19 protein-coding genes and 2 tRNA genes are annotated in these 20,265 nt (G+C 29.4%); 11 read left to right on the top strand and 10 right to left on the bottom strand.

Features of this window, described 5'->3' with window-relative positions:
• Positions 1–25 precede the first annotated feature (25 nt).
• The 3 genes from TOPB45_RS08500 (at position 26) to coaBC (ending at position 3,369) form a co-directional block, all read left to right on the top strand.
• Complete coding sequence (locus TOPB45_RS08500) at positions 26–1,618, top strand: sensor domain-containing diguanylate cyclase (RefSeq protein ID WP_013909228.1); 1,593 nt, start codon at positions 26–28, stop codon at positions 1,616–1,618.
• 80 nt (positions 1,619–1,698) lie between these two features.
• Positions 1,699–2,145: a hypothetical protein gene (locus tag TOPB45_RS02205; protein ID WP_013909227.1), complete on the top strand. Its 447-nt coding sequence runs from the start codon at positions 1,699–1,701 to the stop codon at positions 2,143–2,145.
• A 9-nt stretch (positions 2,146–2,154) separates the two neighbouring features.
• Positions 2,155–3,369 carry a bifunctional phosphopantothenoylcysteine decarboxylase/phosphopantothenate--cysteine ligase CoaBC gene (gene coaBC / locus TOPB45_RS02200; RefSeq protein ID WP_013909226.1) on the top strand — a complete coding sequence of 405 codons (1,215 nt, stop codon included), beginning with the start codon at positions 2,155–2,157 and terminating at the stop codon, positions 3,367–3,369.
• Here coaBC and ahbD read toward each other — a convergent pair.
• From ahbD to TOPB45_RS02175, 5 genes are all read right to left on the bottom strand, one after another.
• Positions 3,330–4,424, bottom strand: coding sequence for a heme b synthase (ahbD, locus tag TOPB45_RS02195; RefSeq protein WP_013909225.1), 1,095 nt, complete (start codon positions 4,422–4,424; stop codon positions 3,330–3,332). The genes coaBC and ahbD overlap by 40 nt on opposite strands.
• Positions 4,399–5,163 carry a fumarylacetoacetate hydrolase family protein gene (locus TOPB45_RS02190; RefSeq protein ID WP_013909224.1) on the bottom strand — a complete coding sequence of 255 codons (765 nt, stop codon included), beginning with the start codon at positions 5,161–5,163 and terminating at the stop codon, positions 4,399–4,401. Before TOPB45_RS02190 ends, ahbD begins: the two co-directional genes overlap by 26 nt.
• Positions 5,164–5,169: 6 nt before the next feature.
• A complete protein-coding gene (locus TOPB45_RS02185; protein WP_013909223.1) occupies positions 5,170–6,312 on the bottom strand; it encodes a metallophosphoesterase in 1,143 nt (380 codons plus the stop codon).
• Between the two features lies 1 nt (position 6,313).
• On the bottom strand, positions 6,314–8,584 hold the full coding sequence (hypF, locus tag TOPB45_RS02180; RefSeq protein WP_013909222.1) for a carbamoyltransferase HypF: 2,271 nt from the start codon (positions 8,582–8,584) through the stop codon (positions 6,314–6,316).
• Positions 8,585–8,652: 68 nt separating this feature from the next.
• Positions 8,653–9,726 carry a cytochrome c3 family protein gene (locus tag TOPB45_RS02175; protein ID WP_013909221.1) on the bottom strand — a complete coding sequence of 358 codons (1,074 nt, stop codon included), beginning with the start codon at positions 9,724–9,726 and terminating at the stop codon, positions 8,653–8,655.
• 134 nt (positions 9,727–9,860) lie between these two features.
• Between TOPB45_RS02175 and TOPB45_RS02170 the strand changes: the two genes are divergently transcribed.
• The 7 genes from TOPB45_RS02170 (at position 9,861) to TOPB45_RS02140 (ending at position 14,556) form a co-directional block, all read left to right on the top strand.
• Positions 9,861–9,951, top strand: a tRNA-Ser gene (locus TOPB45_RS02170).
• Between the two features lie 23 nt (positions 9,952–9,974).
• Positions 9,975–10,907, top strand: a complete 933-nt coding sequence (gene ftsY / locus TOPB45_RS02165; protein ID WP_013909220.1) for a signal recognition particle-docking protein FtsY — start codon at positions 9,975–9,977, stop codon at positions 10,905–10,907.
• Between the two features lie 3 nt (positions 10,908–10,910).
• A complete protein-coding gene (locus TOPB45_RS02160; RefSeq protein ID WP_013909219.1) occupies positions 10,911–11,693 on the top strand; it encodes a prenyltransferase/squalene oxidase repeat-containing protein in 783 nt (260 codons plus the stop codon).
• Positions 11,694–11,858: 165 nt separating this feature from the next.
• On the top strand, positions 11,859–12,434 hold the full coding sequence (locus TOPB45_RS02155; protein WP_013909218.1) for a hypothetical protein: 576 nt from the start codon (positions 11,859–11,861) through the stop codon (positions 12,432–12,434).
• A gap of 8 nt (positions 12,435–12,442) precedes the next feature.
• The gene (gene pal / locus TOPB45_RS08925) at positions 12,443–13,033 is read left to right on the top strand and encodes a peptidoglycan-associated lipoprotein Pal (RefSeq protein ID WP_013909217.1); all 591 of its coding nucleotides are present in this window, start codon (positions 12,443–12,445) and stop codon (positions 13,031–13,033) included.
• 22 nt (positions 13,034–13,055) lie between these two features.
• Positions 13,056–13,610: an OmpH family outer membrane protein gene (locus TOPB45_RS02145; RefSeq protein WP_013909216.1), complete on the top strand. Its 555-nt coding sequence runs from the start codon at positions 13,056–13,058 to the stop codon at positions 13,608–13,610.
• Between the two features lie 4 nt (positions 13,611–13,614).
• Positions 13,615–14,556, top strand: coding sequence for a glucokinase (locus tag TOPB45_RS02140; protein ID WP_013909215.1), 942 nt, complete (start codon positions 13,615–13,617; stop codon positions 14,554–14,556).
• Here TOPB45_RS02140 and tsaE read toward each other — a convergent pair.
• The 5 genes from tsaE to TOPB45_RS02115 form a co-directional block, all read right to left on the bottom strand.
• Positions 14,486–14,956: a tRNA (adenosine(37)-N6)-threonylcarbamoyltransferase complex ATPase subunit type 1 TsaE gene (tsaE, locus tag TOPB45_RS02135; RefSeq protein WP_013909214.1), complete on the bottom strand. Its 471-nt coding sequence runs from the start codon at positions 14,954–14,956 to the stop codon at positions 14,486–14,488. The two genes, TOPB45_RS02140 and tsaE, sit on opposite strands and share 71 nt — an antisense overlap.
• On the bottom strand, positions 14,934–17,504 hold the full coding sequence (locus TOPB45_RS02130; RefSeq protein WP_013909213.1) for a M16 family metallopeptidase: 2,571 nt from the start codon (positions 17,502–17,504) through the stop codon (positions 14,934–14,936). Before TOPB45_RS02130 ends, tsaE begins: the two co-directional genes overlap by 23 nt.
• Positions 17,505–17,632: 128 nt before the next feature.
• Positions 17,633–17,707, bottom strand: a tRNA-Gln gene (locus TOPB45_RS02125).
• A 62-nt stretch (positions 17,708–17,769) separates the two neighbouring features.
• Positions 17,770–19,104 carry a nicotinate phosphoribosyltransferase gene (locus tag TOPB45_RS02120; RefSeq protein ID WP_013909212.1) on the bottom strand — a complete coding sequence of 445 codons (1,335 nt, stop codon included), beginning with the start codon at positions 19,102–19,104 and terminating at the stop codon, positions 17,770–17,772.
• A gap of 4 nt (positions 19,105–19,108) precedes the next feature.
• The gene (locus TOPB45_RS02115) at positions 19,109–19,627 is read right to left on the bottom strand and encodes a cysteine hydrolase family protein (protein WP_013909211.1); all 519 of its coding nucleotides are present in this window, start codon (positions 19,625–19,627) and stop codon (positions 19,109–19,111) included.
• 178 nt (positions 19,628–19,805) lie between these two features.
• Between TOPB45_RS02115 and TOPB45_RS02110 the strand changes: the two genes are divergently transcribed.
• Positions 19,806–20,264, top strand: coding sequence for a universal stress protein (locus tag TOPB45_RS02110; protein WP_013909210.1), 459 nt, complete (start codon positions 19,806–19,808; stop codon positions 20,262–20,264).
• Position 20,265 lies beyond the last annotated feature (1 nt).

The raw sequence follows: 20,265 nt of genomic DNA, 5'->3' as shown, positions 1-20,265 counted from the left end.
AATATTTTAACTTAAACAAGAAAAAATGGGAGAGTTAGATAGACTCTTAAAACTTTCTTCAAGAAATTTAGTTCCTTTACCAAAAGTAGGTAAAGATATTTTAGAAACTCTTTTGTTAAAAAGTGATAGAGAATTTACAGAACTTATCACTAATAATAAGGAGATTTCCTCACTTATTATTTCTGTAGCTAATCACCCAAGATATAGAAAAGATAATCCCCCTGTCCAAGATGTAAGATTAGCTTTGCTAATTCTTGGAGAAGACTTAGTAAAAATTTTGGTCTTAAGTTTTATTTCTACAAAACTTTGTAAAGTTACTTTTAATGAATTTAATTTTCATTATTTTTGGGCAAGAGCCATTGCTAACTTATGCTTTTCCTTTATTTGTGCTTCCTATTTAGAAACCTTTCCTCCTCATTTACCTATATCTTCTTATCTTATGGATTTTGGTATCATTATTCTATATTCTCTTTTTCCTGAAGGGTATTTAAAAGTTTTAAAACTTAAAAATTTAGGTTTGTCTACCTATCAGGCTGAAAGAGAAGTTTTTGGAGTTGATCATGCAGTTATAGGTGGAGAATATTTTGAAACTTACAATTTCCCTCGTAGATTTATTCTTAATATTCAACATCACCACCAAATTCCAGATTTACCTGAAGATATTCCTCCTCAAGTTTTTGAAGATATTAAAATTTTAAATTTTATAGATCTTGGAGTGGGATGCTACTTTAGTACAGAAAAAGAGATAAAATTTAAAGAATTTAAAACTATAGCAAAACTTTATTTTAATTTAGAAGAGCCCCAAGTAGAATCTATGTTAGATACTCTTCCCCAGTATACAAATCCTCTTTATGAATTTTTAAACTATCAAAACTATTCTCTTACTCCCTATAGCCAAAGTGTTAAAACTCATGAAGAGAAACTAAAAGAAACCTTAAAAACCCTTGAAGAAAAAAAAGAAAAAGAAGAAACTCTTATAGAGTTATATAAAAATGAGTTGATAAAAGTTATCAGAGAAAAAGAAGCTCTTATTGAAGAGATAGAAGTTTTAAAGAAAAAGCTTAAAGAAAGTTCTATTTTAGATCCCTTAACTGGACTTTATAATGAAGATTATTTTTTAAAAAGATTAAAGGAAGAACTTTTAAGAGCTAAAAGATACAAAAGAATTTTAAGTATTCTTTTAATGGAAATAAATAACTTTTCACAAATAGTAGAACTTTATGGTTTAGAAGAGGAAGAAAAGCTTCTCTATCTTTTAGCTCAAGAACTTCGTAAAAACTTAAGAAGGGTTGATATATTGGCTAAACTTTCTAAACCAGAACATTTTGCTATTATATTGCCTGAAACATCCTTATCTGGAGCTATAGTTGTTGCAAGAAGAATTTTAAAAATTATAGAAAATATCCTTTATAAACAATATAAAAAAACACCTTCTTCTTATGTAAGTATTGTGTCTTACGATCCATCAAAAATAGACCCCAAAATAGAACCAAAAATAGAAAGTATTTTAATTATCCTTAAAAATGGGCTTGAACTTTTAAAATTGAGAAGACAAAAAAGAATTTTGCCTGTTTTAATAGACAAAGACTTAGATCTCAGCAAGAATAATTTCTTTTAATAAGACTTAATATCTTGACTTTTAGTAGGTTTTCTTTACATTGAATAATGGATTCAAACTTTTTATAAGGGGGTAAAGATATGAAAAATTTTTTAATTATTTTATTTATTAATTTTTTAATTATTTCATTTGCTTTTGCTCAAGAAAAACCAAAAGTTGAAGTAGTAACTCCTCAGGCAGAAGAAGTTAAATCGCAAGAAAAAAAAGATTTAACCTATTTCCCAGTTCCTTTTATTCCTGTATTAAAAGATTTAGATTATCAATCAGAAAAAAGTGCTCTTTTGCGCACAGGTAATGTTCTTACAGGAATGCTTGTTTTTAGAGGAAATTATAGTCCTAAATCCCTGGTAGAATTTTATAAGGTCCAAATGGTGAATCAAGGGTGGGAAGAAATAGGGTCTTTTTCCTCAAAAATTACCTTTTTAGCTTACAAAAGACCTGAAGGAACAGCTTTTATAAGTATTTCTGAAGGATGGTATTATACTGAATTAAGAATTGTGGTAATGCTATCTCAAATAAAGATTTAAAAGTGCCTTATGTCTTTTTCAGGAATCTTAAAAGAAAAAAAAATACTTATAGGTGTTTGTGGAGGTATAGCGCTTTATAAAGTTTGTGAATTGATAAGGGGTCTTAAAAAAGAAGAAGCGGAGGTAAAAGTTGTTTTAACCACTGGAGCAGAAAAGTTTATAAATCCCTTACTTTTCTCTTCTTTAAGTGAAAATAAAACTTATACTAATGAAGATTTTTTTAAATCTGAAGGAAGCATTCTTCATATTGAACTTAGTAAATATCCTGATTTAATTTTAATTATCCCAGCAACTGCTTCTTTTATTTCTAAATTAGCAGTTGGATCAGCAAGTGAACTATTACTTGCTATTTTACTCTCAACCAAAGCCCCTGTTTATATTTTTCCTTCTATGAATGCTTCTATGTGGGAACATCCTGCAACTAAAGAAAATGTTGAGAAATTAAGGAAATACGGATACCTTATTTATGAGCCAGCTGAAGGAACTCTTGCCTGCGGAGAATTTGGTAAAGGAAGACTTCCTGAAGTTGAAGAAATTTTAGAAGTAATTAAGGCTCATTTTACAGAAAAAAATCTCTTAGGAAAAAGAGTTTTAATAACAGGAGGACCAACAAGAGAATACATAGATGAGGTTAGATTTATTACTAATGCCTCTTCTGGAAAAACAGCCTTCTTTCTTGCTAAAGAGGCTTATTATAGAGGGGCTGAAGTTCATCTTATATGGGGATTAGATGCTTTTCCTTATGTACTCCCTAAGTTAAATTATTTTTCCAATATTCCCTTTCCTAACATTTATTTTGTAAAAACCACAAGAGAGATGTTTGAAACTGCTAAATCCCTTTTCCCTCAATGTGAAATTTCTATTTTTGCAGGAGCTCCATGTGATTTTAGACCAAAAGCACCTTTTAAAGGAAAACTTAAGAAAAAGGAAGAATTAACTATAGAGTTAGAACTTACAGAGGATATTGCTAAAACATTGAATTCTTACAAATCTGAATGGCAATTTACCATAGGTTTTGCTTTAGAGGAAAAAGAAAAGCTTTTAAATTATGGAAAAGCAAAGAAAAAGGAAAAATTTTTTGATATTTTAATTGCTAACCCTTTAAGTTCTGCAGGTAAAGATCAAAGTGATTATATAATTTTTACTCCTAAGGAAGTACTTGAATTTGAAAATCTACCAAAAGCTCAATTGGCAAAGATTATTTTTGATCTTATTGGTTCATAAAGACAGAGTGGCTCTTCTTCCAAATAGTCTCCAGTTGCTTCATAAGCCCTTGCTCTACAACCACCACAAATTCTTATATATTCACATTTTCCGCATTTTCCTTTATATTTTGTAAAATCTCTTAAATTATTAAATATCTCTGAACTTTCCCAAACTTCTTTAAAAGTTTGTTTCCTTAAATCTCCGCAAGATATTTCTAAATACCCGCAAGGTTGAACTATACCAATATGGGAAATAAAACAAAATCCTGTACCAGCAAGACACCCTCTTGTTATAGCATCAAGCCCAAAGGTTTCAAAGGTAACTTTTTTCCCTTCTGCCTTTGCTTTTTCTCTTAAAATTCTATAATAAGTGGGAGCACAGGTAGCTTTTAGCTGAAGATGGGATTTTTCTCTTCTTCCATAAAACCAGGTAAGAATTTCTTCATATTTTTCTGGGGTTATGCTTTCTTTACTTATCTCTTTTCCTCTTCCTACAGGAACAAGAACAAAAATATGATGGGCAATCGCACCTAAATTAATCACCAGTTCATGAATTTTAGGAAGTTCTTCAACATTTATCCCTGTGATAGTGGTATTAATTTGAAAGGGAATACCCTGTTTTTTTAATATTTCTATACCTCTTATAGCCCCTTCAAAAGCACCTGGCATTTTTCTAAAATTATCATGAGTTTCTTTGGTTGCCCCATCAAGACTTATACTCACCCTTGCTATCTTGGAGTTTTTAATTTTTTGAGCTATCTTTTCAGTAATAAGGGTCCCATTTGTTGCTAAAACTGGCTTTAATTTCAGTTCTATACATTTTTTTGCTATATCAAAAATATCTTCTCTTAAAAGGGGTTCTCCTCCTGTTAATATTATTATAGGTTGGGAAACTTCTCTTATTTCTTCAAGTATTCTAAATATTTCTTCAGTTGTAAGTTCCCCTTCATAAGGTCCTTTTGATGCTGCAGCTCTACAATGAATACAATCGAGATTACAAGTTCTTGTTACTTCAAAAGCTATTAACCTTGGCAAAAATTTATCTTCTTTAATATTCATTTCTTTTAACCCCATTTCTTAAAACTCCTATTTTCTCAATAAAAATTTCAACTACGTCTCCTTCTTTTAATATTCCTACTCCTGGTGGGGTTCCTGTTGCTATAACATCTCCCGGAAAAAGAGTCATTATATTGGAAACGAATTTTACAAGTTCAAAAACATTAAAAATCAATTCTTTAGTTGAACTACTTTGTCTTATTTCTCCATTAACCTTAGTTTCTATTTTCAAGTTACTTGGATCAATTTCAGTTTCAATAAATGGACCTAAAGGTGCAAAAGTATTAAAACTTTTACTTCTTGTCCACTGTCCATCTTTTCTTTGTAAATCTCTTGCTGTAACATCATTAAAACATGTATAGCCTAATATAGCAGATTCTATGTCTTTAAAATTTTTAGGTCGATAAATAGTTTTCCCTATAACTACTGCTAATTCTCCTTCGTAGTGTACTTCTTTACTTTCAGGAGGCAATATTATATTCTCTTCAGGTCCTATAACTGCAGTGGGAGGCTTTAAAAAAATAATAGGCTCCTCTGGTATTTTCATGTTAAGTTCTTTTGCATGGTCTCTATAATTAAGCCCAACAGCTATAATTTTTGAAGGTAGACAAGGGGAAAGAATTTTTACCTCCTCTAATTTATATTCCTTTCCAGTGAGTTTTTCTAAGTTAAAGGGATTTTTTATTTCTAAAATTTTATCCTCTTTAAAAATTCCAAAAAAGATTTTTTTCTTGCAAAGAAACTTTCCAATTTTCATAAGTTTCTATTCTACCTTATTTTCATAATTTTTACAATTTATAAGTTCTATTATACCTACATCTGGAGGAGTCAAAAATCTCATTGGTGGCCCTCCTGTTCCTACTCCTTTTGAAACAAAAAGATAAGAACCCTTCCCAAGATATTTTAATCCTCTATCTGTTTCATATATTTTTTTCATAATAATAGCACCTAAGGGTTTATAAAGCCCACCATGAGTATGTCCAGAAAGCATAATATCAAAAAGTCCAATAGCTTCTTTTTTAATCTCTGGTTGATGCTTTAAAAGTAAAATAAATTTGTCTTTAGGAATTTCTCTTAAAAAGCTTACTTCATCAAAATTAGAATCACAGGCATTAAAATATTTACAGGTCTTATCATCCATCCCCACTATATATAAAATATTTTCCACATCTATAAATTCATCTTTCAATAATCTAAAGCCTGCTTTTTGGGTAAAATCTATAGCCTGTTTCCATCCTCTATAATATTCATGGTTACCTAAAATTGCATATTTACCTAAGGGCGCTTTTAATTCTTTAAGCTTTTCAGCAAATTCATCCTTTTTCCTCATATTTCCATCCACAAGATCTCCTGTAGAAACCACTAAGTCTGGTTTTTCTTTTTCCCATACTTCTTTTACTAAATTTATTTTATCCATGCCCATCAAGGGCCCTAAATGCAAATCTGATATTTGAAGAATTTTAATTTTCTTAACACTTTTTGGTAATTTACAGCTCCTAATTTTAATATGAATTAGTTCTAAATTTTTAGTTTCCAAATAGCTATAAATTGAAAAACCTAAAGAAAGAAAAAATAAAAAGAAAATTTCTTTATTTTTGGAAAAATGACAATTAAAAATTTTTTTAATAAACCACTTAAAAGCATCCCAAATTAAACTAAAAAAGACTAAATAAATTAAAATCCCCATCCAAAATAAAACAAATAGAGCAACTAAATAAGAAACTTGTGAAGAGGCATATTTATCAGCATACCTCAAAAAGATTGGAGAGGAAATTAAAATTAGTATTACTACAAAGAGAATTTTTTTTAATTTTTTTTCTGAAATAAGGGGACTAATTTTTGTATAAAATATATAAAAATGCATAAGAGAATAGATAAGGAAAAAGGTTAAAATGAACCAGAGCATATCAAAAGGATAGATTTTCTCTACCTATGATTATTTGTCCTAAAGCTATTCCACCATCATTTAAAGGGGTTTTTTGAGGTAAAAACACTTCAAAACCTGCTTTTTCAAGTTTTTCCCAGAGACCTTTTAAAAGGATTCTATTTTGAAAGGCCCCGCCATTTAAAATTACTTTTTTAATACCACTTTTTTCTTTTATTCTTTCTACAACTTTAAAGCTTGCCTCTATGATTGCCCAATGAAAAGAAAGAGCTATTTCTGGAATAGGTATTTTTTTTTCTTTTAATTCTATAATTTTTCTTATAAGATCTTCTGTTGAAACAATAATTTGGTTTTCTCTTTCTTCAATTTCTAATTCTATTTTATGAAATTTTTCTGTTTTTAATGCTTTCTCTTCAAGTTTTTGTGCTGCCTCTGCTTCTGTACTAATAGTTTCACAAATACCTAAAAGAGCTGAAACACCGTCAAAAATTCTTCCTATGCTACAAGCAAAAGGACAATTGAGCTTTTTTTCTAACATTTGCAAAATAATATTCAAAGGTTTGCCTTCTTTAAAGGGTAAATAATCTATAGAAAGTTCTGCTTGATAAAGAAGGGAAAGTCCTATACGCCAAACTTCTTTTATAGCTTTTTCTCCTCCAGGAAGCATAAAATAAGAAAAATGCCCCATTCTTTTAAATTCTTTTCTATCTGCAATTAAAAACTCACTTCCCCAAATTTTATGATCTGTCCCAAATCCTGTTCCATCAAAGGAAACTCCAATTACTGGCTCTTCAATTTCATACTCAGCCATAACAGCTACAATATGAGCATGGTGATGCTGAACCTTAATTCTTGGTTTCCCTCCTGCAAGTTTATCTGTTATTGCTGTAGTAAAATAATGAGGGTGCATGTCAGATATATATACTTCTGGATTAACATCAAAAACTTTTAAAAAGTGTTCTACAGTGGATTGATAAACCCTCTGGGTAATAGGTGATTCTAAATCTCCTAAATACTGGCTCAAGATAACCACTTTATCTTTAGCAATGGCAAAAGAATTTTTTAAGTCTCCCCCTGAAGCAAAAAGATGAACTGGAAAAGTTTTTTTAAGAAGAATTGGAGCTGGAACAAACCCCTTGGATCTTCTTATAAAAAAGGGTTTTTCCTTAATAACAAACATTACACTATCATCACTGTGAGCAATTATTTCTCGGTTATAAGTTACAAAATAATCTGCAATATGAGAAAGACGTTCAAAGGCTTCATTATCTTTAAAACAAATAGGTTCTTCGGATAAATTCCCACTTGTCATTACAAGAATTAAATCCCTATCCAAAGAAAAAAGGAGATATTGAAAGGGTGTATAAGGAAGCATTATGCCAATATAAGAAAGATAAGGAGCTACGTATTTACTAATTATAGATTTTTTTTCTTTTAAAATTAATATAGGTCTTTCTTTTGAAAGAAGAATCTCTTTTTCTTTCGGAGATAAATATAAAAATTCTTCTACTTTTTCTATAGAGCCTGCCATTAAAGCAAAAGGTTTAAAGGGTCTTCTTTTTCTTTCTCTTAACTTTAAAACAGGTTCATCTTTTGTTGCATCACACGCTAAATGATATCCGCCAACTCCTTTTATAGCAACAATATGCCCCTCTTTTAAATATTGATAAACTTTTTCTACTATCTCATTTATATTTTCAGAAATAAGAGTTTTGTCATTTTTATATAAAAAGAGCTTTGGACCACACACTGGACAAGCTGTAGGTTGTGTATGAAATCTTCTATCAAGGGGGTCTTCATATTCTTTCTTACAGTCTTCACACATAGGAAATTCGGCCATAGAAGTATTGTGCCTATCATAGGGAATATCTTTAACTATACTAAATCTTGGTCCACAATGAGTGCAAACTATAAATGGATAATGATAGCGTCTATTTTGGGGATCAAAAAACTCTTTCAAACAATCTTTACATATATTTGTATCTGGAGGAATAAAGGTTATCTTTTTTTCTGTTTTTCTGCTTTTTTCTATCCAAAAACTTTTAAAATTATTTACTTCTTTTTCTTCTATTTTTATTTCTTGAACAATAGCAAGTGGAGGAAAGTTTTCTCTAATTGCTTTTATAAATTTTTCTAATTCTTTTTCTTCTCCTTCTGCCTCTATAGTAACCCCTTCTGTATCATTTAAAACATAACCCTTTATATTATTTTCAAGAGCAAGACGATAAATAAATGGACGAAAACCTACTCCTTGGACAATACCATTAACTCTTATATTAAAATGCCTCTTCATATTTTTTATATAATAATACCGGATTTAGGGTTTATAAAGTTGAAAGAAAATCAATTTAAAAGTAAGTTCTACTTTTCACTTTTAAAGGGAAGCATTAATTTTTTTAATTGATCTTTTGTTAGTGGCTTCCCAAAAACTACAAATTGAGATAAAGGCTTTTCTGGATCCTTTAAAGGAATCCATTTTCCATCTACATATTCCATATAGGCATTTTTATATTCAACACCTTCTACTATAGGAATAACACCTTTTAAATTAGTTAGGTTCCCATTTTCAATCCAAGTAATTTCTATTTCTCCAGTATTAACTTTTTTTACTATATCTGTTGCATGGCATTCTTCACATTTTCTTCCTTGTTTAACTGCATCATGACTATAATAGGGAGCAAAGATTATAAAGGTTTTATTTTTGTTAACTACAAAGGTTTGAATATTCCCAGAGACAACCTTTCCATCGTAATTTATAAGGAAAACCCAATTCTTAAGAGGTATAGAAACTCTTTTACCTGTTTTTATAAATGTATCCATATGACAACTTGCACAGGTTATAACCTGACGAACATGGCAGGCTGTACAGTCAAGTTTGTCTTTATGAATTTTATGAGAGATTGTTTCAGGTCTTTCTGGATGACAATTTTCACATTTTATATCCATTGCTCCTTTTTCTCTCATAGATATATATCTTTTGCCATCTCCATGAATGTCTTTTTGAGTATGACAATTCATACATTCCATTCCTTTTGAAAAGTGTACATCTTTAACTTCTTCACTTTTTAATATACTTAACATTGTTTTATGTCTTCCATGGCAACTAAGGCAATTTTCCGTAGATTTTGCTTTTTTAACTGAATAAGCTAATTTCCCGTCCATCTCTACTTTATGACATCTATCACAGGTTTTTGCATGACATTGATTACAGGCAAGGTTATCATAGGGTATCCCTGTAAGGGTTTCTAAACCTCCATTTTCTTTACTATACCAATAGGCCATCCCGTGAGCATAATAGTGTAAACTTGATTCATAAAAGGACCTTTCAGTTTTAGTTTCCTGAGTAATACCTTTATTTAAAAAGCCTATTATCCCAAATAAAAACCCTAATAAAATTAACATTCCTAAGGATTTTAAATTTTTTATTTTTTTCATTTCAATCTCCCGATTTTAATTTTTAATTTTTTAAGAATTTTATCGAACCACTTTTATAAAGTCAAGTTTTTTATTTTTTACGATAATAGCTTTAATCTTTACATTTGTTAAGTTTTGTAGTATATTTTATATTCGGAGGAGTGCCCGAGTGGACGAAGGGGGCGGCCTTGAAAGCCGTTGAGGGAGCTCGCTCTCCCTCCGGGGGTTCGAATCCCTCCTCCTCCGTATTTTTATCAGGTTCTTAAAAAGTGTTCAATTTCTTTAAAAAAGAAAACCTTTTAGATAAGTTTAAATCAGGACTTTCTAAGACTAAAAAATTTTTATCTGAAAAATTTTCAGAAATCTTTGAAATTGACAAAATCGTTGATCTTAAAACTATAGAAGAATTAGAAGAAACTCTCATTTTAGCAGATGTAGGAGTTGAAACAACCTTAGCCTTACTCGATCCTATTAAAACAAAAATTCTTCAAGGAGAAACACTTACTGTTAAAGAGTTAAAATCCTTCTTAAAAGAGCAATTAATTTCTTTTCTCAAAGATACAAATAAGCCCTTCCCTCCACCTGGAAACCCTTCTGTTCTCTTTTTTTTAGGGGTTAATGGTGTTGGTAAAACTACTACTATTGCTAAATTGGGGAAAATATTGAAAAATAATGGTTATTCAGTTTTATTAGTTGCTGCAGATACCTTTAGAGCTGCTGCTATAGATCAATTAAAAACTTGGGGAGAAAGAATAGAGGCACCTGTTTGTGCTCTTCAAGAAGGAGCTGACCCTGGAGCTGTAATTTATCAAGGAATTAGCTATGCACAAAAAAATAAAATAGATGTAGTCCTTATTGATACTGCAGGAAGACTCCACACTAAATATAATCTTATTGAGGAACTAAAGAAAATGGTAAAAGTTATAAATAAACTTGTTCCTCAAGAATCTCAAGAAAATATTTTGGTTCTTGATGCAACTACAGGACAAAATGCTTTAAGTCAAGCTCAACACTTTTCTTCTGCAATACCTATTCATAGTGTAATTATTACTAAAATGGATGGAACTGCAAAAGGAGGAATAGCTATAGCTGTATCCCATAAATATAATTTACCAATAAGATTTATAGGTTTGGGAGAAAAACCAGAAGATCTTATTCCTTTTGATAAAAATTCCTTTGTTTCAGCTATATTACCTGATTAAATAATGCTCTCTGAAATTGATCTAAATAAAGTAATAGATTTTGTTTTAAAAAAAGAAAAAGATGAAGGAGGCTTTGGAGCAACACACTTACTTCCTCCAACTATAGAAGATACTTATTATGCTGTAAAAATCCTTTATTTATGTGAGTTCTCTTTAAACAAAAACAAAGAAAAGCTTAAAAATTTTCTTCTCCATCAAAATCCTTTAGAACTTTCCCTTAAACCCTTAGCTAAATTTTCTAAATTATTAAAGTATTTAAACCTTCTTAATTCTCTTTCTCCACAAACTATAAATATTTATAAAAACAATTTAAGAAAAAACTTAACTAAAAGTTCAAATAATCTTGAAAAATTATGTTTTATTATGGAAATATTTGAAATACTAAATGAAAATGACTCTACTTTATCAATAAAGAATTTTGTTTCGAATAATTTCTCATCTTTTAATTTAAAATCCCTTGAAGCTTATTATTATCTTTACAAAATTCTTAGAAATAATTTCCCTTCAGAATTTATAAATGTTATCTTAGAAGCTCAAAATCCTGATGGAGGATTTGGGATCCTTAAAGATACTACCTCTTATATGGATTCTACTTATTATGCCTGCTACATTCTTTATCATTCTAATTTAAAACCAAAAAATTTAACTAAATTAAAAGATTTTATTTTGTCTTGTTGGAATTCTGATGGAGGATTTGGGAGGAATTCACAAGGAGTCTCCTTTTTAGAAAGTACCTATCATGCTCTATGGATTCTTAAAAATTTTAAAATATTAAAAACTATGTAGAATTTTATGTAGAAAACTTTTAAAATTTTAAATCTGATTTTTAATATATTATTTCAGAATTTTTAATAAAACTTTTAAACCTTTAAAATAAGGCGATTTTTTGTTTATGAGTATTTTGTTTAATTTTACTTTACTTACTATACACAACTAATTTATTAAAAATTTATGTTAAAAAATTTAAAGTATTTAAGAGTTATAGATCCTGATCCTACAGCGCTTATTTTAGAAAAAATAAGAATTGCAGAAAATCTTTTTAAAGACTGGGGAGAATATTTTTTAGGAGATGAAAAGTTTATTAATCTTTTAGAGGATTATAAAATTGCTATACTTAAATCAAATGAATTAATGGAAAATTTAGGTTCCTTTAAAGAATGCTATAGATGTTCTGTAGAAGAAAATAAAGGTTGTTGTAAGATAGGATTAGAAAATGAAGTAACTATCAATATATTACTAATTAATATGTTTTTTAAAACACTCATTCCTCAAGAGAGAGAAGTTCCTGGAAGATGTTTTTTTGTTGGTCCAAGGGGTTGTAAAATTTTTGCAAGACCTTATTTATGTAGAGAATTTTTTTGTAATAGACTTTTAAGACTTTTTTCTCCAGAAGAATATGCTTTACTAACTCAAACTATTTCATATGAATTAACTTTACTTTATAAGATTTGTGTATATATTAGAAAGGAACTTGAATATTTATTAGGAGATTTTCTTTTAGAGTTAGATATAGCAGGATATAGTTAGGAGGCTTTATGAAAAAAATTTTATATTTAAGTATAATTTGTGTTTTTTTATTTAGCTGTGCAAAAAAAGAAGTTCCACCTGTGGTTGAAATTCCACCACCTGTTGTAGAAAAACCAAAAGAGGAAGTTAAAAAACCTGAAAAAGTAGAAAAAGCTGTTAAAGAAAAAGAGGAGATTTCTAAAGCAACTGAAGAAGTTTTTAAACCTGAAGAAATTCCTTCTCAAAAAGAAGATAAAGAATATTGGAAACTTTATGGAAGAGGTTCTGCACCGCTTTTAGCTATATTTTTTGATTTTGATGAATACTCTATTAGAGAGGATATGTGGGATAGATTAAAAGAAAATGTTAAATATCTTTTAAATCATCCTGAAGTAAAAATTGAACTTCAAGGAAATTGTGATGAAAGAGGGACAAACGAATATAATATGGCATTAGGAGCAAAAAGAGCTTTAGAAGTTAAAAAAGTTCTTGTAAAACTTGGGATAGAAGAAAATAGAATTAGTACTGTAAGTTTTGGTGAAGAAAAACCACTTTGTAAAGAAAGCAATGAAAAATGTTGGGCAATAAATAGAAGGGTTGATTTTGTAATTATAAAATAAAATCGTGAGGGGGTTATAAAAAATGGATAAAATTCATATAAGAGCATTTTTGATTATGATTATTTTTTTGGGGATGATAAAATATGGATATGCTCAAAGTGTTAATACTTTTAAAATAGGGGTTATAGATATTAAAAAAGTAATTAATACTTCAAAATATGGTCAAGAAGTAATGGCTCAGTTACAGCAAAAATATGATGAGTTATCAGCTAAGATACAAAAAAAGGCAGAAGAATTACAAGCTTTAAAAGATGAAATAGAGAAAAAAAGCTCCCTTTGGTCTCAAGAAGTAAAAGAAAAGAAACAATCAGAATATCAAAAATTACTTAGAGAACTTAAAAGTATGCAAGAAGATGCACAATATGAAATGAAAGAATATGAAAAAAAGATGTTAGATCCAGTTTTTAAAGAATTAGAAAAGGTTATAGACAAGTTTGTTAGTACAGAAAAATACGATCTTATTTTAGAAAAAAATCAACCAGGTATCTATTATGCTTCTCCTGAAATAGATATTACTCAAAAGATAATTAAACTTTTTGATGAGCATTATGCTACGATAAAACAACCAAAAAAATAATTTAATGATTTTAATTGCAGATATAGGGGGAACAAACTCAAGATTAGCTTTAGTTAGAAAAAAAAGTAAAAATTTTATAAATCTAAAAATTTATAAAAGTAAAAATTTTAGAAATATTTATGAAGTAGTTGGAAGTTATTTTTCAGATTTAGATTTAAAAAAAATTCCAAATGTAGCAGTATTTGCTTTAGCAGGTCCTGTTATTAAGGATCGAGCCTATTTAACAAATCTAAATTGGGAGGTTTCAAAGTATAAATTAAAAAAATTTTTTGGGTTTAAAGAAGTTATTCTGTTAAATGATTTACAAGCTTTATCTGCAAGTATATTGCTTTTAAAAAAAAGTGAAATTTTAAATATAAAAGGTAAAAAAACTTTAAAAAAGGAGCCAAAGGCATTTATTGCTCCTGGAACAGGATTAGGAGAAGCTATTCTGGTAAAAGAAAAACCTTTAACGATACTTCCTACAGAAGGAGGGCATATATTTTTTTCTCCTTTAAATGAAGAAGAGTTTAAATATTTAAAATTTTTAGAAAATAAAGAAGAAGAATTAAGTTGGGAGAAGGCGCTTTCAGGAAAAGCTATTAGTTATTGGTATGAATACTATTTTAATGAAGTTCTTCCTCCTGAAAAAGTTACAGAACTTGCAAGAAAAAAAGATCCAAAGGCATTAAAAGTAATTAAAAAATTTTTTGAGCTTTTAGGAAGAAAGATTTCCCAACTTGCACTTTACAGCTTACCAGAAGGAGGAATTTATATAACAGGAGGAGTCATTCAAGCCTTAAAAGAGTTTTTAGAAGAGCAAGAATTTAAAGAGGTACTTTTAAGGGGTTATTTTAAAAATGAAAAATTAAAAGGACTTTTAGATAAATTTTCTCTTAATGTGATTCTTCATCCCAATCCAAGCCTTTTAGGAGCTCTTGCCATTCTCCATAACCAACAAAAGTGATTTTTCTTTTTGAATAATCTAAAAATTCAAAAAAAATCTCTATATAATCGTCTTTAAGAGGTGTTTTTAATCTATCAGCCCATTCAATAATTACTATGCCCTCATTTAAGTATTCCCAAAGACCTAAATCCTCAACTTCTAAAGTATCAAGTCTATAAAGATCTACATGATAAATAGTATATTTTCCTTCATAAACATTTATAAGGGAAAATGAGGGACTGGTTATATAAAAATCTTGATTAACTTCTAAGCTTTCAGCTAAGCCCTTTACAAAAGTAGTTTTTCCAGAACCTAAATCTCCATAAAGGAGAATTAAGTCTCCAGGTTTAAGAAGAAATCCTAATTTTTTTCCAAAATTAATGGTGTCTTCTTCAGAGTTACTTATGGTTTCTATTTTCATTTTTTCCTAAGATAAATAATACAGCATTTTCCCTTTTAAAAAAAGTTTCAATTAAGTTTTTAATATCTTCATCGGTAACAGATTTTACTAAATTTTCATAGAGAAGACTATAATTCCATCCCAACCCTAAAACTTCATTTATTGCCATTTCTTCAGATATAGATAGATTGCTTTGTAATTCCAATTTCAAACTACCTATTAATCTATTTTTTGCCCTTTCTATTTCTTCAGGTAAAAGACCATGGGTTTTAATTTCTTCTAAAATTTCCCAAAAACCTGTAATAGCAGATTTTTCCTTTTTAGGAGAACAACCTATATATAAAACAAAAGCAGATTTTTTAGGATAGAAAATTAAAAAGGAGGTTACTGAATAGGCTAAAGATTTTTCATCTCTAAGTATTCTAAAAAGTCTTCCGTTTTGCCCTGAAAGGGCACTATTTAATATTTCTAAAGCGACCTTTTCTTTAGCATTTAATCCCGGAGTTTGAAATCCAAGCAAAATTTGAGTTTGGAAAGTTTCTTTTTCTATACGAGTAAAAAGATTTTTAGGGAAGATTGGTTCTGGTTCTTCCAGAATAGTTTCTTGGGTTTCAGATTTCCAATCGTTAAAAAGATTTTTAATTTTTTCTTTAACAGAGGTTAGTTCAAAATTTCCTGTAATTACTAAAACACCCCTTTCAGGTCTTACAAACTTTTTATAAATAGTTTTTAAATCTTCACAAGTAAATTTTTGATAAAATTCTAAACTTCCCGCAGAATTCAAACCATAAGGATGATCTGGGAAAAGGACTTTCAAAAATTCATTCACTGCTAAGGATATAGGTTGATCTTGCTGTCTTAATAATAGGGAATATAATTCAGGTTTAGCTTTCTCACATTCTTTTTCTTCAAAGGAAGGATAAATAAGTATCTCTTTAAAATATTCTAAAGATTCATCTAATTTTGAAGATAAAGAGAGCATTTTTAATCCAAAAGTGTTTCTTCCTGTAAAACCCTTAATAGTTGTTCCAATAGATTCAAGTTTTTCTGCAAGCTCTTCAGCTGTATAATTTTTAGTTCCTCTCGTCCATAAAAGAGAAAGTGCTTGAAAAACTCCATTAGTCTCTTTAGTTTCAAATCTTAAACCACCTGGGAAAGCAAGGGTCACCCCTACTGAAGGGATATCATTTTGAGGATACAAAATTACTTTTAAATTATTGTTTAAAGTAAATATTTCAGGTAATTGAATGTTATGTCCAAAGGTTGAAATTATTTTTTTAAGTTCAGTATTATCAAAAAGCTTTTTTTCTGAAAGAAAAGAAACAACCAATTTTTGAGGATTAAAATATTTTTTTGAAACCCTTATCAAATCTTCGATTGTTGCGGTTTCTATTTTTTTCTGATACCAAAGAATATCTTTATAAGAGCCACGGACAAGTTGAAAACTACCTAAGGTACTTGAAAGTCCTTCCGAAGTTTCTGATGAAAAGACAAAATCAGAAAGAATTTGAGTTTTTGCTTTATTTAATTCTTCACTACTAACACCCAAAAGTTTAATTTTTTCAAGTTCTAAAAGAGTCTCTTTAATAATTTCTTTAAAATTTTGAGGATCAGCAGTTCCATATATTTCAAAAAGCCCAGGTCCGTAAGGAGTGTAAGAAGAAGCAGAAATAGTTTTTACTAAATTTAAATCCCTTTTTAGTCTTTTATATAATCTTGAAGATTCTCCACCGCCAAGAATTTCTGAAAGCAAATCTAAATAAGGTGCATCTTCATCCCTAAAAGAGGCTCCAGGCAAAGTAAAAGCAAAATAGCCTTCCTTGACAGGTCTTTCTATCCATATAAGAGAAGGTTCTTCAGTATAAGTCTCTTTCGGAAAAATAACTTTTTTAAGTTTTCTTTTTGGTAAAAAAGAAAAATACTTGTTAATAAGAGAAAAAAGTTTATTTTCTTCTAAATTTCCTACCACAATAAGGATCATATTTTTAGGAGTATAAAAATGATTGAGAAAATTTAAAAGATCTTCCCTTTTAAAAGATTTTACTGTATTTTCATAACCAATTATCGGTCTTCTGTAGGGATATTTTTTATAAGAAGCTTTCATTAAATTCTCAAAGAGAACGACAAAGGGGTTATCAAGCCGCATTTTCATTTCTTCTATAACAACTTCTTTTTCTCTTTCTAATTCTAATGGATCAAAATAGGGATGAAAAACTACATCTGAAAGAATATCCAATGCTTTTTCAGCAACTGTAGAAGGACCAGCTACATAATAACAGGTATAATCATAAGAAGTAAAGGCATTCATATAACCACCTAAAGCTTCAATAACTCCTACAATATCTTCTGGTTTTTTGGTTTCGGTTCCTTTAAAAATCATATGTTCAATTAGATGGGTTATTCCAGCTTCAGATTCCTTTTCATAGGCACTTCCTACTTTGACACAAAGTTTTACAGTAACTACATCTTCTCTTTTATAAGGGTAAAAAAGAACTGTAAGCCCATTTTGAAGTTTCTTTTCTTTCACTTTAGAGACTAAAAGCTCTAAAGTTTGGTTCCTATTTTCCATAGAAAAGCCCCCTAAGGAGAAAAAAATAAAATATGTAAAGAAAAAGACAAAGGCAAAAATAAAAGAAGTTAAAAATTTAGACATATAGAAATAATATGAGCTATAGAATAGATTTTTTTAAATTTAAATGGCTGGGGGAGGAGGACTCGAACCTCCACTCGTGGATCCAGAGTCCACTGTCCTGCCAATTAGACGATCCCCCAAGAGCTATAATAAATAATATTTAATATTTTAAGGATTGTCAAGAGGAAAAAAACATATGATGCTATTTAGAATATAAAAATTTTCTTTTTAAATCTCTGTAAAGCTCCTTTATAGTTTTAGAAATTTTAATATGCCTTTTATATTTTCTTTTTAATTCCTCTTTTACTCTTGCTCTTATATCTTCTAAAGATTCTTGATAAAGGATTTTATCCTCTTCATATACCAGCTTTAAGAGATTTGTACTTTTTGGATAAGAAGAGAGATCTACAGGTTCATTTTTGAGTGTGATTAAATCAAAAAGAAACTGATCTTTTTCATCCCAAATTCTATAAAGGTTTTTAGATCCTGGTAAAAGTTCTTTTTTTGGAGAAAGTTTAAAACAAGGTTTACCTTCATACTCTACTAATTTATAGCCCATTTCAAAGTAGGGAGCATCCTCAGAAACCCCCATTCTTGTTCCTACCCCAAATCCAGAAACTGGGACCTTTGCTTTTAAAAGTTTTTTGATTTCTTTTTCATCCAAACTTCCGCTTAAAAAGATTTGAACCTCTTTTAAGTTACCTTTATCTAATATTTTCCTCACTTTTTTAGAAAATTCTGCAAGGTCTCCACTGTCGATTCTTACCCCTTTTAAGGATATTTTGTTTTCTTCAAAGAAGTTTTTTAATTTTACAATCTTTTGGGCAGCACCAATAGTATCATAAGTATCAATAAGAAGGATAGCTCTATCAGGGTATGTTTCAGAAAAAGCCTTAAAAGCCTCTTCTTCTGAAGGAAAAACTTCAACAAAAGAATGAGCCATAGTTCCTACAACTGGTATATTCCACAATTTTCCTGCAAGAACATTACTTGTTCCGGAAAAACCAGCTATATAAGAAGCTCTTGCCACATGAAGACTACTATCAATTCCATGAGTTCTTCTGGCAGAAAAATCAAATATAGGAATGCCTTTAGCAGATTTTACGCAAAGAAGAGCTTTAGTTGCTATAAGAGTTTCTATATGTAAAGTATTTATTATAAGAGTTTCTATAATTTGAGCAGAGATAAGATCACTTTCAACTTCGCATATAGGTTCATTTTCAAAAAAGATAGTCCCCTCAGGTAAACATCTTATAGAACCTTTAAAAGAAAAATTCTTAAGATAATCAAGAAAGAAGGGTTTAAAAATTTTTAGGCTTTCTAAATATTCAAGATCAGATTCATTAAATTTAAAATTTTTAAGAAGTTTTAAAAAAGGATCTAACCCTGCAAAAAGAAAAAAGGGTCTATTCTTGGGACGATTTCTTATAGAAAGGGAAAAAGTTGCTTTCCCAAAAAGATTTTTTTCAAAATAAACCTGAGCCATGGTTAGTTCATAGAGATCTAAGAAAAGCCCTATTGATGTATTAAAGAGCATGAGACTAATAAATTAATTCAGCTTTATAAACTTTTTCTAAACGTTTAAGAGCGAAATTATGAAATTCTTCATCAAAATCAGCAACAGCTTTAACTGGTATTTTAATTTTAAATCCTCTATAAAAAGCATCAGCAGCTGTATCCATTACACAAATACTTGTACAAACCCCAGTTAAGTATAATTCTTTTACACCAAGACTTCTTAAAACAGCTTCAAGATTAGTCCTATAAAATCCCGAAAAACGGGTTTTATAAATTACAAGATCATCTCCTGCTGGAGAAAGTTCATCAACTACTTGGGCGCCTTTAGTGCCTTTTATACAGTGTGGTGTAAAAGCAGAAAATTCTTCATCATTTTGATCGTGGGCATCACACAAATAAATTATTGGATAACCTTTTTCTTTAAATTCCTTTTTAAGTCTTTCTATTTCTGGAATGATTTCTTCAGCTTTTTTACCACAATATAAGGCTCCATCAGGTTTAATAAAATCATTTAACATATCTATAATAAGAAGTGCTTTCATTTGCTTATTAAAATTAGACGAAAATTTAAAAAAATCAATATAAAAGTAAATTTTAATAAAATTTAACTTGACTTGAAAATAAAAGTTTATTAAAAATAGAATATTTAAAAGAAGAACTCAACATCAGAGCTTGGATAAGATTAATGTGCAGTAAAATTAAAAATTGTAGGAGATACAAATGATAGAGATTAAAACCATAGCTATTCCTGTTGATTTTTCTGAAGCAACCCCGATTATTGTAGAATGGGGGAAAGCGTTAGCAAAAAAATTAGGTGCTCAGATAATTCTTATTAACGTGATAGAAGAAATATTCACATTTGGAGATATGTCTATAGATGCTAAAACCTTACAGGAGTTAGAAAAGACACTTTTTGAAGGAGCAAGAGAATACATGCAAAGCCTTTTAAATAAACATTTTTCTGATTTCCCAAATGTAAAACCAATTATCGTAAAAGGAAAGATAGTAGAAAAAATAATAGAAGTTGCTAAAGAAAATAAAGCAGACCTTATTGTAATGGGGACCCACGGGAAAAAAGGTTTGGATAAAATCATTTTTGGAAGCGTAGCAGAGGGAATAGTAAAATATTCACCTATTCCAGTAGTAACTATAAATCCTTACAGGATAAAAGAAAAATAAA

Origin of the sequence: Thermodesulfobacterium geofontis OPF15, assembly GCF_000215975.1 — a bacterium.
GTDB lineage: Bacteria > Desulfobacterota > Thermodesulfobacteria > Thermodesulfobacteriales > Thermodesulfobacteriaceae > Thermodesulfobacterium > Thermodesulfobacterium geofontis.
Note: the sequence above shows the minus strand (reverse complement) of the source record. Positions and strands in the feature narration are given on the sequence as shown.